Source organism: Pokkaliibacter sp. MBI-7 (assembly GCF_029846635.1).
Lineage (GTDB): Bacteria > Pseudomonadota > Gammaproteobacteria > Pseudomonadales > Balneatricaceae > Pokkaliibacter.
On record NZ_JARVTG010000002.1, the window covers coordinates 540,759 to 556,032 of the forward strand.

At 57.8% G+C, this 15,274-nt stretch carries 14 protein-coding genes; 11 read left to right on the forward strand and 3 right to left on the reverse strand.

Features of this window, described 5'->3' with window-relative positions:
- Nucleotides 1-234 precede the first annotated feature (234 nt).
- The 9 genes from QCD60_RS22110 (at nt 235) to QCD60_RS22150 (ending at nt 9,918) form a co-directional block, all read left to right on the forward strand.
- Nucleotides 235-981 carry an electron transfer flavoprotein subunit beta/FixA family protein gene (locus tag QCD60_RS22110; RefSeq protein ID WP_279788490.1) on the forward strand — a complete coding sequence of 249 codons (747 nt, stop codon included), beginning with the start codon at nt 235-237 and terminating at the stop codon, nt 979-981.
- The gene (locus tag QCD60_RS22115) at nt 981-1,910 is read left to right on the forward strand and encodes an FAD-binding protein (RefSeq protein ID WP_279788492.1); all 930 of its coding nucleotides are present in this window, start codon (nt 981-983) and stop codon (nt 1,908-1,910) included. Before QCD60_RS22110 ends, QCD60_RS22115 begins: the two co-directional genes overlap by 1 nt.
- A gap of 238 nt (nt 1,911-2,148) precedes the next feature.
- Nucleotides 2,149-3,924 (forward strand): acyl-CoA dehydrogenase, encoded by a 1,776-nt coding sequence (locus QCD60_RS22120; protein ID WP_279788494.1) that lies wholly within the window; start codon nt 2,149-2,151, stop codon nt 3,922-3,924.
- Between the two features lie 215 nt (nt 3,925-4,139).
- Nucleotides 4,140-4,436 carry a Dabb family protein gene (locus QCD60_RS22125; RefSeq protein ID WP_279788495.1) on the forward strand — a complete coding sequence of 99 codons (297 nt, stop codon included), beginning with the start codon at nt 4,140-4,142 and terminating at the stop codon, nt 4,434-4,436.
- Between the two features lie 587 nt (nt 4,437-5,023).
- Nucleotides 5,024-6,121: an extracellular solute-binding protein gene (locus QCD60_RS22130; RefSeq protein ID WP_279788498.1), complete on the forward strand. Its 1,098-nt coding sequence runs from the start codon at nt 5,024-5,026 to the stop codon at nt 6,119-6,121.
- Between the two features lie 79 nt (nt 6,122-6,200).
- Complete coding sequence (locus tag QCD60_RS22135) at nt 6,201-7,103, forward strand: ABC transporter permease (protein WP_279788500.1); 903 nt, start codon at nt 6,201-6,203, stop codon at nt 7,101-7,103.
- Nucleotides 7,100-7,981: an ABC transporter permease gene (locus tag QCD60_RS22140; RefSeq protein WP_279788502.1), complete on the forward strand. Its 882-nt coding sequence runs from the start codon at nt 7,100-7,102 to the stop codon at nt 7,979-7,981. Before QCD60_RS22135 ends, QCD60_RS22140 begins: the two co-directional genes overlap by 4 nt.
- A gap of 17 nt (nt 7,982-7,998) precedes the next feature.
- Entirely contained in the window at nt 7,999-9,075 is a 1,077-nt protein-coding gene (locus QCD60_RS22145) for an ABC transporter ATP-binding protein (RefSeq protein ID WP_279788504.1), read from the forward strand.
- A 36-nt stretch (nt 9,076-9,111) separates the two neighbouring features.
- On the forward strand, nt 9,112-9,918 hold the full coding sequence (locus tag QCD60_RS22150) for a carbon-nitrogen hydrolase family protein (RefSeq protein WP_279788506.1): 807 nt from the start codon (nt 9,112-9,114) through the stop codon (nt 9,916-9,918).
- A gap of 312 nt (nt 9,919-10,230) precedes the next feature.
- On the opposite strand, the gene QCD60_RS22155 is transcribed toward QCD60_RS22150, so the two are convergent.
- The 3 genes from QCD60_RS22155 to QCD60_RS22165 all read right to left on the reverse strand — a co-directional run bounded on the left by QCD60_RS22155 (nt 10,231) and on the right by QCD60_RS22165 (nt 13,422).
- Complete coding sequence (locus QCD60_RS22155; protein WP_279788508.1) at nt 10,231-11,664, reverse strand: aldehyde dehydrogenase family protein; 1,434 nt, start codon at nt 11,662-11,664, stop codon at nt 10,231-10,233.
- A 267-nt stretch (nt 11,665-11,931) separates the two neighbouring features.
- Nucleotides 11,932-12,417 carry a peptidylprolyl isomerase gene (locus tag QCD60_RS22160; RefSeq protein WP_279788510.1) on the reverse strand — a complete coding sequence of 162 codons (486 nt, stop codon included), beginning with the start codon at nt 12,415-12,417 and terminating at the stop codon, nt 11,932-11,934.
- Between the two features lie 90 nt (nt 12,418-12,507).
- On the reverse strand, nt 12,508-13,422 hold the full coding sequence (locus QCD60_RS22165; protein ID WP_279788512.1) for an SDR family oxidoreductase: 915 nt from the start codon (nt 13,420-13,422) through the stop codon (nt 12,508-12,510).
- Nucleotides 13,423-13,822: 400 nt separating this feature from the next.
- On the opposite strand from QCD60_RS22165, the gene QCD60_RS22170 reads away from it, so the two are divergent.
- Entirely contained in the window at nt 13,823-14,206 is a 384-nt protein-coding gene (locus QCD60_RS22170; protein WP_279788514.1) for a helix-turn-helix domain-containing protein, read from the forward strand.
- A 21-nt stretch (nt 14,207-14,227) separates the two neighbouring features.
- Nucleotides 14,228-15,265 (forward strand): GlxA family transcriptional regulator, encoded by a 1,038-nt coding sequence (locus QCD60_RS22175; RefSeq protein WP_279788516.1) that lies wholly within the window; start codon nt 14,228-14,230, stop codon nt 15,263-15,265.
- Nucleotides 15,266-15,274: the final 9 nt, after the last annotated feature.

Below are 15,274 nucleotides of genomic sequence, written 5' to 3' on the forward strand. Positions count from 1 at the left end.
AGACGGGCCGTTCGGATAAGCCGGGCACGATGGGGTGCTTGGCGTAGCACTGCGGTGGTCTGACTCCTGCGTTGGAATGTGTTTATGACCTGTTCCAGCAGCGCCTGATGTGGTGGTTGCCATCGCCTCAGCGTTGCCGCAAAACTGAAAGACCTGAGTTGGGCACACAACGTTTTTTGGCTTACACAGAGGCAGCAGGAACGCGCTGCTTCGCATAACAAGAGAAAATTGCTGATGAAAATACTGGTCGCCGTAAAACGAGTCATCGACTACAACGTCAAGGTCAGGGTGAAAGCTGACCAGTCGGATGTGGATCTGGCCAACGTCAAGATGGCTCTCAACCCCTTCTGTGAAATCGCCATTGAAGAAGCCGTGCGCCTGAAGGAAAAGGGCGTGGCATCTGAAGTGGTGGTGGTGTCCATCGGTGCCAAAGCCTGTCAGGAGCAAATCCGTACGGCGCTGGCGCTGGGTGCTGATCGCGGTATTCAGGTGGAAGCGGAAAACATCGATGCGCTGTCCATCGCCCGCCTGCTGGCCAGAGTCGCCGAGCAGGAGCAGCCCAGCATGATCATTCTCGGCAAGCAGTCCATTGATTCTGACAACAACCAGACCGGGCAGATGTTGGCCGCGCTGCTGGACTGGCCTCAGGCGACCTTCGCCTCTGAAGTGGTGATCGAGGGCGACAGCGCCCAGGTGACTCGTGAGGTGGATGGCGGCCTGCAGACACTGGCTATCAGTCTGCCTGCGGTGGTGACCACCGATCTGCGCCTTAACGAACCACGTTACGCTTCGCTGCCTAACATCATGAAAGCCAAGAAGAAACCACTGGACGTGCTGACCCCTGAACAGCTGGGCGTCAGTGTCGGCAATGCCCTGACCCTGGTGAAGGTCGAGCCTCCTGCAGAGCGTCAGGCGGGGATCAAAGTGGGTTCTGTGGATGAGCTGATCGAAAAACTGCGTAACGAAGCGAAGGTACTGTGATGACTATTCTGGTAATTGCCGAACACGATAACCAATCCCTGAAGCCCGTTACCCTGACCACGCTGGCTGCTGCCCGGCAGATTGGTGGTGATGTAGACCTGCTGATCGCAGGCCATAACTGTCAGGCGGTTGCCCAGGCGGCAGCGACCATCAGCGGCGTGCGTAAAGTACGTGTGGCAGACGATGCTGCTTATGAGCATCAGCTGGCTGAAAGCCTGAGCAAACTGGTGCAGTCTGCCGCCGAAGGCTACAGCCACATCCTGGCTGCCGCGACCACCACCGGTAAGAACTTTCTGCCACGTGTGGCTGCACTGCTGGGCGTCAACCAGTTGTCGGAGGTCTCTGCGGTACTGGCCGCTGATACCTTCAAACGCCCGATCTATGCGGGCAACGCTATTGCGACCGTCAAATCAGCCGATGCGGTCAAGGTCATGACCGTGCGTGGCACCTCGTTTGAGCCTGTCGCCGCCACTGGCGGTACGGCAACCATCGAGCCTGTGGCGGTGGTGGGTGCGTCTGCAGCTTCCCGCTTTGTGAAGGAAGAGCTGGCGGTGTCTGATCGCCCAGAGCTGACCGCTGCCAGCAAGGTGGTTTCCGGTGGCCGTGGTGTGGGTTCCGGCGAGAACTTCAGTGTGATCTATGCACTGGCAGACAAGCTGGGTGCTGCGGTAGGGGCTTCCCGTGCTGCAGTGGATGCGGGCTTCGTACCCAACGACATGCAGGTCGGACAAACCGGTAAGACGGTAGCACCTGAGCTGTATGTGGCCGTGGGTATCTCCGGTGCCATTCAGCATCTGGCCGGGATGAAAGACTCCAAGGTCATCGTTGCCATCAATAAAGACGAAGAAGCACCGATCTTCCAGGTGGCTGACTACGGCCTGGTGGCTGATCTGTTTACAGCGGTACCGGAGCTGACCAGCAAGCTCTGAGTCATGCTGACAGGTTGCACTGTGGCAGGCGCGCTGCCTGCCACGGTGAGCCCGTCGCTATGCTGACGTTACCTCAAGGGTGAAGCTGCCCGGTACACGCATCGTTCAGATTCGCTGCTGATTTCCAGCCTCACAGGCGAACCTGTTGTTCGACCTGAACCTGTATGCACATCTGCACACTGCTGAATTTGAGGCTATACGCAGCGATATGTGCAAGATGATACCCTCGGAGACCGCCATGAGTACCTATACCCATCCGCTGAAAGACACCCTGTTTGTGCTGAAGGAGCTGGTCGATTTTGACAGTCTCAGTGCGGAGCTGGGGCTGGATGACGTCAATCTGGAGCTGGCTGAAGCCATTCTCAGTGAGGCCGGGAAACTGGGCGCTGAGGTACTGGCACCGCTCAATCAGCCGGGTGACACGCAGGGGGCGACACTGACGGCGGAAGGGGTGAAGCAGACCGCCGGGTTCGCCGCTGCCTATCAGCAGTATGTGGAAAGCGGCTGGCCAGCACTGGTGGCCGATGAAGCCTTTGGGGGGCAGGGTTTACCGTCGGTGCTGGGGACGGCAGTCAACGAAATCTGGCACAGTGCCAACATGGCCTTTGCGCTGTGTCCGATGCTCTGTCAGGGCGCGGTGGAAGCGCTGACCGCGCACGGCAGTGATGAGCTTAAGGCGCGCTATCTGCCGCAGCTTATCAGCGGTGAGTGGACCGGCACCATGAACCTGACCGAGCCCAATGCGGGTTCTGATCTGGCGGCCGTCAGTGCCAGAGCCATACCTAATGACGATCATTACCTGATCAGTGGGCAGAAGATTTTTATCACCTGGGGGGATCATCAGATGACCTCCAACATCATTCATCTGGTACTGGCTCGTCTGCCGGATGCCCCCAGGGGAGTGAAGGGGATTTCTCTGTTTATCGTGCCCAAATTTCTGCTGGATGAGCACGGTGAGCCGGGAGCGCTGAATGACGTCAGCTGTGTCTCGCTGGAGCACAAACTGGGTATTCATGGCAGCCCTACCTGCGTGATGAGTTTCGGTGATCAGGGTGGGGCCAAGGGCTATCTGGTGGGAGAAGTGAACAAGGGCCTGATGTACATGTTCACCATGATGAACAATGCCCGGCAGGCTGTCGGCCTGCAGGGGCTGTCGATTTCCGAGCGGGCGTACCAGCAGGCACGGCAATATGCGCAGGAGCGTCTGCAGGGAAGCCGAAAAGATGGCAGCCGCATGCCCATTATCGAGCACCCTGATGTACGGCGGATGCTGATGCTGATGAAGTCAGGCACGGAAGCCATGCGCGCGCTGGCGCTGGTGGCCATGGCGGAGGCGGATCGTGCCGCTATCGACAGCGAAGATAAGCAGGCTCTGGCCCGGCTTGAGCTGTTCACGCCCATCGTCAAAGGCTGGATGACCGAGCTGGCACAGGAAATCACCAGCCTCAACGTGCAGATTCACGGTGGTATGGGCTACATCGAGGAAACCGGTGCGGCTCAGCATTTCCGTGATGCGCGTATTCTCACCATCTATGAAGGCACCAGCGGTATTCAGGCGCTGGACCTTATCGGGCGCAAGACTCTGGTGAACGGTGGCGAACACCTGCGTGGGTTACTGGCCGAAATGGCGCAGTGCCTGACGGCGCTGCTGCAAGCGCAGGATACCGAGCTGAGTCCGATAGCCGAGCGTTTCAGTGATGCGCTGGCGCACGCACAGCAGGCGGCGGATGCCATCCTGACGCTGGCGCCTGAAGAGACGCATTTCGCCGGTACGGCCAGCTTCAACTTCATGATGCTGATGGGTTATCTCTGCGGTGGCTGGCTGCTGGCCAGATCAGCACTCACGGCCAGCGCACAGCTGAAGGAAGACGGGGCTGACAGCGCTTTTCTGCAGGCTAAAGTTGTCACTGCCCGTTTCTTTGCCGAACACTACCTGCCGCGAATAGGCAGTCATCTGCAGATGCTGCTGGCGGGCAGTCAGAGCACGATGGCGCTGGCTGTCGAGCAGTTCTGATCGCAACGTTAGCGCTGTCAACCGCATAGTCACTGAGGGTAGACAGACGCAATAGTGCCAAAGTACCTGCTTCGTCATCCTGTCGTCGTAGATTCAGCCATTGGCGCCAAGGAGGGCGCCGGGTGTGAGAAAAGTGGAGGAGTGCTCCTTATACTGAAGTGACCGGATCCGATTAATTTCTGATCATCCCTGTACGCCAATGAGGAAGGAGTCGAATGGTTCAGCATAAGTTGTTTGTGCGCTTCAAGCCGGATGTCACCGAGCTGCAGATTGATCATGTCTGTCAGCGTCTGGCAGAGCTGGCGCACTCTCTCAGCAGCATCCCCGCGTTTCGTTACGGCACCAATATCAGCCCGGAAAACCTCAACAAAGGGCTGAATCATTATTTTCTGCTGACGTTCAAGGACGAAACCGAACGCAATCGCTATCTGATTCATCCCGGCCATAAAGCACTGCAAGAGGTCTTTGACCCCATGATCGATGACATCATGGTGTTTGATGTCATGGTGTGAGTGCGTACAGTGTCCGCGCGTTTTCGACAGCACCCGGAGGTGAGGTGGTAGGCTTGCCCGCTAAAGCAGTTATCACCTCTTCTTCCGCTATCCGCTATCCGCTATCCGCTATCCGCTTTTCTATCTGTCTCTCTGAAGCATCCGCGCCGACTGGCCAGCACTGGTCTGAACGTATGGGAAGTTTTTCCCGCGTATCAGCGACTTTTTTTATCTGATTTTTAAAATCTGATCTGATTTTTAAAATCTGATCTGATTTTTCAGCCGCTCCTCCCTGTCTCATCTTGGTGCCTGTCCATCTGCATGGCCTTTGCCCGACGCCTGATAAAAGCCCTCAATCCCTGTCTGGCCTGATGTTGACACCAGCTGCCAGTGCTGTCCGTCAGAGTCGTTTTGGTGCATCTGCGCACCCTCAGAAGGCATGACGTCAGAACATGGATCCAATGATTTCTTTTCGATTGTTGCACTTATTCGCTGCTCCCTAGGATGAAAGCACAGCAGTGATCTGAGAGCGTGTTCAGGATCTTGCGTTCACGTTCTGGCAACGCTGCTGAATGACAACATCCGCTAATACCTCACAGGGGTTGAGTATGGGCAAGTTGAACAGAAGAGATTTCGTCAAGACGCTGGGCGCCGCATCGCTGGCGACCGCCGGATTATCGATGCCGTTCCTGCGCGCCAGCGCTGGAGAGAAACCGTTTCAGGGCAAGACCCTACGTTTGCTGACCTGGTCGGATGACACCGGGCTGGCAGCGTTGCGTAATATCGCGGCGACGTTTGAAGAGAAAACCGGTGCCAAGGTGATTGCAGACCGTACCGGCAGTACGTCAGAAATGGTAGCCAAGCTGAAGGCCGCGGGGGATCGCCCTCAGTACGACGTGATTACGCTGGCCGGGGTGGGCGCTGAAGGGCTGGCCAGTGCTGGCTTGCTGGAAAAGCCCGATCTCAACCGTTTGCCCAATCTCAAGGACGTTCCTGAAAAGTATCAGACCGGTGCTGCTGGCCACGGTATCGGTTACCTGCTGTGGTGCAACAGCCTGATCTATAACCCGAATACCGTCGGTGATGCCCCCACCAGCTATGCGTCTCTGTGGGACAAGGACTTGGCCCCCAACATCTTCCTGCCGCCGCCCAACTGGACCGAAGCCATGGACCTGATCATCATCGCCGCTCATCTGGCCGGTGGTGATGCGCACAATGTGGAGCCCGGCTTCAAGAAACTGGCCGAGCTGAAAGACCGTGTGGTGACGCTGGGCGAGAACCCCAACCAGATTGCCGAGCTGTTCCGTACCGGGGCACTGGATATGGGTGGCCTGTACGCACCGGCGTTTTTCCCCAAACAAATCCGCGACCCGAACTACCATCTGGGAGCCACCTTTGGCATGAAGGAAGGCTTCTATACCGACCTGATGCTGTCCGTCATGCCTAAGGTTCGCCCCGGTGAAGACGATGTCACCTACGCCTTTATCAACCACTCACTGGACCCGGTGGTACAGGGCAAGATGGCCGAAGACATCTACAACGGCCCGGTCAACAGCAAGGCGGTGATTTCAGCCCAAGCCCGCCAGAGTCCTTATATCCTCACACCTGAACAGATTGCCGATAAGGCCATCATTCATGACAACGCATTCCTGGCCACCGTGCATGACCAGTGGATTCGTCGTTATACCGAAATCTTCTCTTCCTGATGCAGTGGATGCCGTGTGCCCGGCAAGGAAGAGCAGGGCACGCGGCATGGACTGCATCCGGACTGTGCAGGTGCAAGCTATGGAATCATCTCTAACTCATACCGCGGGTAGCGCATCGTCGCAGCCTGCGGTCTCGTCCGCATCGCTCCGGGCCTGGCTGTTTCTGACCCCGGCGCTGCTGTTTCTCGGTGTGCTGGTGGCTGCCAGTGTGCTGGTGCTGCGCATGAGTTTCGGCACCAAGGGTGCCGAGTGGACGGGCTTCAGCCTCGACAGTTACGCCCAGCTGCTGGAGCCGTATTACCTGAAGTCTCTGCTACTGACTTTACGACTGGCGCTGATCAGTGCGGTAGCGACCGTCCTGCTGGCGATTCCGGTCGGTTACTGCATGTCGCGCCTGCAGTCTGCACTGGCCAGACGGGTGTTTCTGGCCGCTGTGTTGCTGCCGCTGCTGGTCAATCTGCTGCTGCAAAGTTACGGCTGGCTGGTCATTCTCGGCCCTTCGGGCATGGTCAATCAGCTGTTGATGCATCTGGGCCTGATCAAGCGGCCCATCATGATGCTGTACAACCAGAGTGGTGTACTGCTGGGGTTGATTCAGACGGCTTTTCCGCTGGCGGTACTGCCCATTGCCAGTGCCATGCGCAATGTTTCACGTACCTATGAAGAGGCGGCGGCAACTCTGGGTGCCCATCGTCGCCAGACCTTTATGCAGGTGGTGTTGCCGATGGCGATGCCAGGCGTGATTACTGCGGCAACCCTGGTATTTGCCTATAACGCCAGCAGCTTTGTGGTGCCCTTGCTGCTTGGCGGACGACGGGTGCCGATGCTGGCGGTGATGATCCATGATCAGATCGCGCCACTGATGAACTGGCCAGCGGCGTCAGCGGCGGGTGTGGTACTGATTGCCGCTACGCTGCTGATCATGTCGCTGTCCGAGCGCCTGAGCGGCCGCAGCCGCCGTATGCTGGAGGGCCAACCATGAGCCATGTACACCGTGGCGTTCAGCCTCTTGCCTGCCGCTCCCGCCGCCTGCGCCGGCCGCTGTTGCCAGCGGAGATGTCACCGCTTATCAGAGGGGTGTCTGCCGTCATTCTGTTCCTGGCGGTACTGCCCATTCTGACCATGATTGTGATGTCTTTCAGCGGTGCCGCCAATCTGGACTTTCCGCCGCACAGCTACAGCCTGCAGTGGTATCGGGCCGCCTGGCATACCTTGGTATCGCCTGACGCCAGTGATGTACTCAGCCTCGGGCAGGCCATCACCATCAGCCTGACGGTGTCGTTACTGACCATGGTGCTGGCGACACTGGTGGCCGTGCCCGCCAGCTATGCGCTGACACGCTGTCAGTTTCGCGGCAAGGCCATGGTGATGCAGCTGATGACCCTGCCTCTGGTGTTTCCCATGGTGGTGCTGGGGCTGGCGATGCTGCTGGTGTTCGACAGCCTGCCCTTTCATCTGGACATCACCCGGCTGGTCATTGCCCATGTCATTCTGGCGCTGCCATTCGTTACCAAGAACTGCGTTGCGGCTCTTGAGCCACTGGGGCGGGAGGTCGAGGAAGCTGCACAGATGCTTGGCGCGTCACCTCTGCGGGCCATCGTCGATGTGGTGGTGCCGCTGATGAAGTCGGGGATTCTGGCCGGCATGCTGCTGGCGTTCATCATCTCCTTCAACGAGTTCACCGTTACCTACTTTCTCTACAACATCGACGCCATGACCGTACCGATCTGGATGTACAGCCGCACTGTGTCGTCCCTTGACCCTACGGTGTTTTCCTTTGCCGTGCTGATCGTACTCATTGATGCCGTACTGATCTGGGTGCTGGAGAAGCTGGTGGGTGAGGGAGGGGTTTCATTTTGACAACAGGGGATCACCGTATGAGCGGACTGGTGCTTAATCAGGTCACTAAGCGTTATGGCAGCATGAGCGCGGTTGCCGACGTCAATCTGCAGCTGCCTGAAGGCAAGATGGTGTGCTTTCTCGGGCCGTCGGGCTGTGGCAAAACCACCTTGCTGCGCATGATTGCCGGGCTGGAAAGCGTCAGTGCCGGACAGATCGTGCTGGACGGTCAGGATGTCTGCAACGTCCCGGCCTATCAACGCAACTTCGGCATGGTATTTCAGTCACTGGCGCTGTTTCCCCATATGACCGTGGGGCAGAACATCGCCTACCCATTGCGCCTGCGTAAGGTCAGCAAAGACCAGCAACAACAGCGGGTTAGTGAGCTGCTGAAGCTGATCCAGCTGGAGGAAATGCGTGACCGTCCGGTAGCGCGATTGTCAGGCGGCCAGCGTCAGCGTGTGGCCATCGCCCGTGCCATTGCGTCTCACCCCAAGTTACTGCTGCTGGACGAACCGCTGTCTGCACTGGATGCCAAGCTGCGCGAGTCGATGCAGGTGGAGATCAGGCAGTTGCAGCAGAAGCTGAACATTACCACCATCATGGTGACCCACGATCAGCGTGAAGCCATGACCATGGCGGATCTGGTGGTGGTACTGGGCGAGCAGCGCGTGCAACAGGTGGGCAGTCCGCTGGAAATTTACCGGCGTCCTGCCAATGCCTTCGTCGCGGACTTTATCGGCAGTGGCAATCTGTTCCCGGCTACCCTGCGTGAGCCGGGGCTGGCAGAGCTGCCTGATGGCTCTGTCATCGCCGTGATGAAGGATGAGCGGGCAGATCAGCGGCCGGCCTCAGGTGATGAGCGGCGTAAGGGCGATGCCGTGCAGTTGCTGGTACGGCCGGAGGATATACGTCTGGAGGCCGTGACCGGTAGCCATGCTCTGCAGGGTATCGTCACCTTTGTCCGGGATGTGGGCGCAACCATTGAAACCAGCGTGGCCTGTGCTGGCATCAACCTGACGGCGCTGAGTCTTCCCGGCCATGGCCTGTGTTGCAACGTGGGTGATGTGGTTTCTGTTACGCTGCCGCCGGATGCCTGCAGGGTTCTGTATTGACTGATTCGATAGCTGATTGATGAGATAGGCTGAACCATGAACAACATAAAAATAGCGGCAGTACAGATGAACAGTGGTGCTGATGTGGCGGCCAATCTGGCACTGGCACGACACTGGGTCACGGAGGCCGCTGCGGCGGGCGCCTCACTGGTGGTAGTGCCTGAATACTTTTACCTGATGGGGGAGCAGGAGACCCAGCGTGTAGCGCTGGCTGAACCATGGCAGGCAGGGCCTATACAGGCCTTCCTTTCCGGGCTGGCCAGAGAGCTGGGCATCTGGTTGCTGGCGGGCAGCATTCCGCTGGCGTCGGATGATCCCGAGCGGGTGTACAACAGCAGCGCGCTCTATGACAACAACGGTGAATGCGTTGGTCGCTATGACAAGATCCACCTGTTCGGCTTCGATAACGGCGTGGAGTCCTACCGCGAAGCGGATGTGTTCAAGGCCGGACAGCAGATAGCGACCTTTGCCACACCTGCCGGGCGTCTGCGCAGTTCTATCTGCTATGACGTGCGTTTCCCCGAGCTGTACCGGCATGCGCCGGGTTTTGATCTGCTGGCGGTACCTGCTGCCTTTACGGCAACCACCGGAGAGGCGCACTGGGAGGTGCTGTTGCGAGCGCGGGCCATTGAAAACCAGTGCTATGTGATCGCGGCGGCGCAAACCAGTGTGCATCCCAGCGGCAAACGTACCTTTGGCCACAGCATGATCATCGACCCCTGGGGCAAGGTACTGGCACTGCTGGCGGAAGGTAACGGCTATGTAATGGCGGAGATGGATGCGGATTATCTGAGCAAGGTGCGTCTGAATCTGCCTGCACTGGCACACCGGGTGGTGGGCTAGGGGCGAGCGCTGGACGTTGTTCTCGTTCCTGTGCATCGACAACACGGCGTTGAATAGACCTTCGCCATGCTCTTTAGCAGGCTGTTGAAAATCTATCTGCGTTGCCGAATACCGCGTCAAAAACAGGCTCAAAATGCTCATTTAGTCCACTAAACTGTGCTTTTTCGCCTGTTTTTTCCTTGTCTCGGCTGCCTCGATAACGTTTTCAACAGCCTGTTAGAGCAGCAGTTACAGGTTCCTGAAGAAAAATGCCCCATCGCAGGATGGGGCAAACAGGGTGATCTGACGTGCTAACCCGAGACAGGGATGTTGTTAGCTATTGGGCACCTGGCGGGTAATCAGCATGCGAATCTCCGTCATGTCCTCAATGGCGAAGCGGATGCCTTCACGCCCGAGACCGCTGTCCTTGACGCCGCCGTAAGGCATGTGGTCAACACGCCATGAGGGCACGTCGCCGATGACCACCCCACCGACTTCCAGCTCATCCCACGCCTGTTGTGCCTTGTAGAGGTCGCGGGTGAAAATGCCCGCCTGCAGACCAAAGTCACTGTCATTCACTTCGGCCAGTGCCTGTTCGAAATCATCAAAGGACGACAGGATAGCCACCGGGCCGAAGGCTTCCTGCCGGTAGAGGTTGCTGTCTTTGCTGACATTCTCCAGCAGCGTGGCCTGTAACATCGCCCCCTGACGGTCACCTCCTGCCAGCACCTGTGCACCTCCTTCAACCGCCTCGTTGATCCAGGTATGCAGGCGGATGGCTTCCTTCTCGGAAATCATCGGGCCGATAAATGTCTGCTCCAGACGTGGGTCGCCCATGGGCAGGGCTTTGACCGCGGTCGTGAGTTTGTCCCTGACCTCGGCATAAAGGGAAGAGTGCACAATGATGCGCTGCACGCTGATACAGCTCTGGCCCGACTGGTAGTACGCACCAAAGACGATACGGGCGACGGCATCATCGACCTGAGTCCCTTCATCCACCACGCAGGCGGCGTTGCCCCCCAGCTCAAGCACTACCTTTTTCTTGCCTGCCCTGGCCTTCAGCGCCCAGCCCACATCGGGTGAGCCGGTAAAGCTCAGCAGCTTGAGGCGGTCATCGGTGGTGAACAGGTCGGCACCATCACGGTGGCAGGGCAGTACCGAGAAGGCGCCCTCAGGCAGATCAGTTTCGGCCAGCACTTCTCCGATAATCAGCGCGCCGACAGGTGTCAGGCTGGCAGGCTTGAGGATGAACGGACAGCCTGCGGCGATGGCCGGGGCGACTTTATGTGCGGCCAGATTCAGCGGGAAGTTGAACGGTGAGATAAACGAGCAGGGGCCAATGGGCACGCGGCGGGTCATGCCACGATAGCCTTGCGCCCGTGGGGAAATATCCAGCGGCATGACTTCGCCATAGATCCGTACAGCCTCTTCAGCGGCAATACGGAAGGTATCAATCAGCCGGGTGACTTCGCCACGGGCATCCTTGATAGGCTTGCCGGCTTCCAGACACAGCGCCTGAGCCAGCTCTTCAAAACGTTCCTGAAAGCGTTTGATGCAGTGGTTGAGAATGTCCTGCCGCTTGTAGCTGGGCAGTTTGGCCATGGCAGGGGCTGCTTTGACTGCGGCGGCGATGGCACGGTCAATCGCTGCCACATCGGCCATGGCCACACGGGTAACCACGTCACCGCTGAATTTGTCGGTGACGGCAAGGTCGGTATTGGGCTGCTCGGCACGATTGGCCAGGTAGTAAGGATAGGTAGTCTGCACAGGAAGACGCTCCGGTTATTTTTCGTGTGGCGGTCTTTGGTGGTTGTAATTAATAAGTTAATTAAAAATATTTAAGATGTTATCTAGTGTCAACCGGGACGAGAATCATTCTTGCGAGACAGGGTTACGAGACAAGGGGGAGGGAGATGATTGGAAGACGCTCAGAACAGCGAGGCAATCCCAGAAAAACAAACGGCCCATCGGAAGATGAGCCGTTGCCGATATCGATACTGCGCCTGAGATGTGCTCAAGGCACAGTACGATCACTCAATGGTGGTGATGACCACCTACACCGTGCGCATGGCCATGAGCCACTTCTTCGCTGGTGGCTTCACGGACATCGACCACTTCCAGATCGAAAGTCAGAGTACGGCCAGCCAGGGGGTGGTTGAGATCAACAGTGATCATGAACTTGCCGGGCTTGACGACCGTCACCTGACGCTGACCCTGTTCGGTATTGACCACCGCAACCATACCGGGCTTCCACACCTTGGCACCCTGCAGATGCTTCGCAGGAATACGCTGAATCGCCTCTTCCTTGCGCTCGCCGTAGGCATCAGCGGCTTCCAGCGTCACGCTGAAGCTTTCGCCCTTGGTCTTGCCAGTCAGGGCTTTTTCAACGCCTGACAGCATGTTGCTGTGGCCGTGCAGGTAAGCCATGGGGTCATGGCCAGAGTTGCTTTCCAGAACGTTGCCTTCCTGGTCTTTCAGGGTGTAGTTGAACTGTACAACGGTGTTATCAGAAATCTGCATGTTTTGCCTCTTCATGCGGGTATCGCGCGAGTCGCGCCATAATAGCAAAACCTGCTTTTGCGGCTAGCAGTAATTCTGCTGGCTGTTTGCTCAATGAACGTCAGTTTGGTTGCCCAGCAACGCAGCCTTACTGGCTATCACAAAATCACGGAAGGGTAGCGGTTGTCTGCCGGTCAGGGTAGTGAAGTCATGGCTGATGTCGGCCACGCCGCCCAGACGGGTGTTGGTATCGAAGGAGACCAGTACCGGGATCAGAAAGCCGGGCAGGCCAGCGGCTTGCAGGCCTTCTGCCAGAGCCGCATCGGGGATGTCGATCACCTGCAGGGGCTTACCCGTCACCTCGCTGATGATGGCAGCCATCTCCGCCGTGGTATGGGCTTCGGCCCCGGTCAGGGTATAGGTGGTGTTGCTGAAGTCATCATTTGCCAGTGCTGTGGCGGCAGCAAGGGCACAGTCTGCACGGCTGATATTCGCGATCTTGCCGTCCGCAGCGGCGCTGTACCACTGGCCTGTCTGCAGCGCGTGGGGCACTGACATCAGCAGGTTTTCCATGTACCAGCAGTTACGCAGCACCGTCCAGCTCAGGTTACTGGTAGCCAGCGCCTGTTCGGTGCCGTAGTGGTCACCGGCGAAGGTGATGGCTGATCCTGGCTCTGGTTTGGGCATGGAGGTATACACCACATGGCTGACACCCGCTGCTTCGGCTGCAGCGACTGCATTCCTGTGCTGTTGCAGGCGAACACCCGGACGATCAATGGCGTCGGTGCTGATCAGCAGCAGACGTCTGGCACCACTGAACGCGACTTGCAGAGAGGCCGGGTCGTTAAAATCAGCGGCGCGCGTCACGACGCCCAGCGCAGCGAGATCGGTGAGTGACTCCACCGAGCGACTGGTGGCAATAATCTGTGCAGCGGGCACCTGCAGATCATCAAGCAGTGCCTTGATAACCAGACGGCCAAGTTGACCGTTGGCGCCGGTGACCAGAATGGGGAAGTTATCAGCCATCACTATGACTCCATTTAGTTAGAAGGTTACTAATAGGAACTGATGTCTGCCATTTAACGCGCTGTTTCAGGTATCAACAAGAAGGGAGAAATAAGTCACCTGGTTACTGACCGGTAACCAGGTGTGCTGAAGCAGTGATGCAGATAAGCCGCCTTGTTGGCGCATAAGCGGGTCCGCGTTGTGTCTGCTGGCGGATATAAAACAGGCTGCTGAACCTGACTCGGGAGCCTGAGGCTAATGGTTGGAGACTGTCAGCAAAATCATTAGTAAGTTACTATTCGGAACCTGATTGTGACCGACAGCCATTATGTCGCTTTACTGATAGCGGCGGTCGGTATCAACGCACTGTGATCTGACTGTGCTATTACCATGATGAATTGAATAAGGGAGGCGTGGAGCCATGAGCTTACACAGACCCAAAGGCGAAATGGCCGAAAAGTGCCCCATTCGTGATGTCCTTGACCGGCTGGGAGACCGCTGGACGGTGCTGATCATTTATGAGCTGGAGAACGGCACGCTGCGTTTCAGCGAATTGCGCAAGCAGATCGGTGACATCTCTCAGCGCATGCTGGCACAAACCCTGCGGACGCTGGAGCAGGATGGGCTGGTCAACCGCACGGTGTACCCTACGGTGCCGCCACGAGTGGAATACAGCCTGACTGAACTGGGCATTTCACTGCTTGCTCCGCTGAATCAGATGATTGCCTGGGCCGCCGATAATCACGAACAGGTCAGGGCTGCGCGGGCAGCCTATGTGCCACCGCCCCAGCAGGTGGCATTGTAATCCACCCATCAGGAAATCATTGTGACGGCCAAACCCCATTGCAGTGTGCAGCTTTCCAATCGTGTCTACATGCCCAAACAGGCCGAACCCAGCGCGCCGGCGATGCCGGTGGCCATCATCCTGCTGGAAAACTTTTCCATGATGGCCTTTTCCGCCGCGCTGGATGCGCTGGTCACAGCGAATCTGGTCAGCAGCCGGCCGCTGTACAACGTGCGTACCTTTGGCCGGCAGAGCAAGCTGGTGCGCAGCGATCTGGGGATTGATATTGCTGTCGATGAGCAGCTGGAGGGGCTGGAGCCCACGATGTATCGGGCCATTATTGTTTGCGGTGGCTACCGTGTCAGTCTGGCAGCGGATGCTGTGCTGAAGAAAAAACTGCAGGCCGCTGCACGCAATAAGCCGGTATTCGGCGGCATCTGGAACGGTGCCTATCATCTGATCAATGCCGGTGTACTCGGCAACCAGCGCTTTACCCTGCATCCGGACAACCGGGAAAGCCTCAAAGAACGCTTTCCCAGTGCCAATGTGGTACGCGCGCCCTACGTGATTGATGAAAATGTGATGAGTTGTGCCGGGCCGCACAGTGCGCTGCCGATGATGCTGCAGTTCATCCGTCGGGAGCATGGCCGCGAATGCGTGCAGGCGGTGGAAGATGTGCTCAACCGGGACCGGCTGGACGAAGAGCAGGACATGTTTATCGCATCAGTAACCTCCCGCCCCGGCTTGCCACCGTCGTTGAAAACGGTGCTGGAAATCATGGAAAACAACATTGAAGATCCGGTCAGTCTTGATGAGCTGGTCGGTTATGCCAGCGTGTCACGACGGGTGCTGGAACGGGCGTTCATGAAGCATCTGGGTACCTCTCCCAGCCGCTTTTATCAGGAACTGCGGCTGACCAAGGCCAGACAGCTGGTGATGCAGTCCGATGAGGAAATGGCCAATATCGCCGTTGCCTGTGGCTTTTCCAGCCTGTCGCATTTCCGCCATTGCTACCGGGCCTATTTCGGTGTCCCTCCCGGTCAGGCACGTAAAGAGCGCAACCTGATCTACACCTCATAGGCGCTGCCC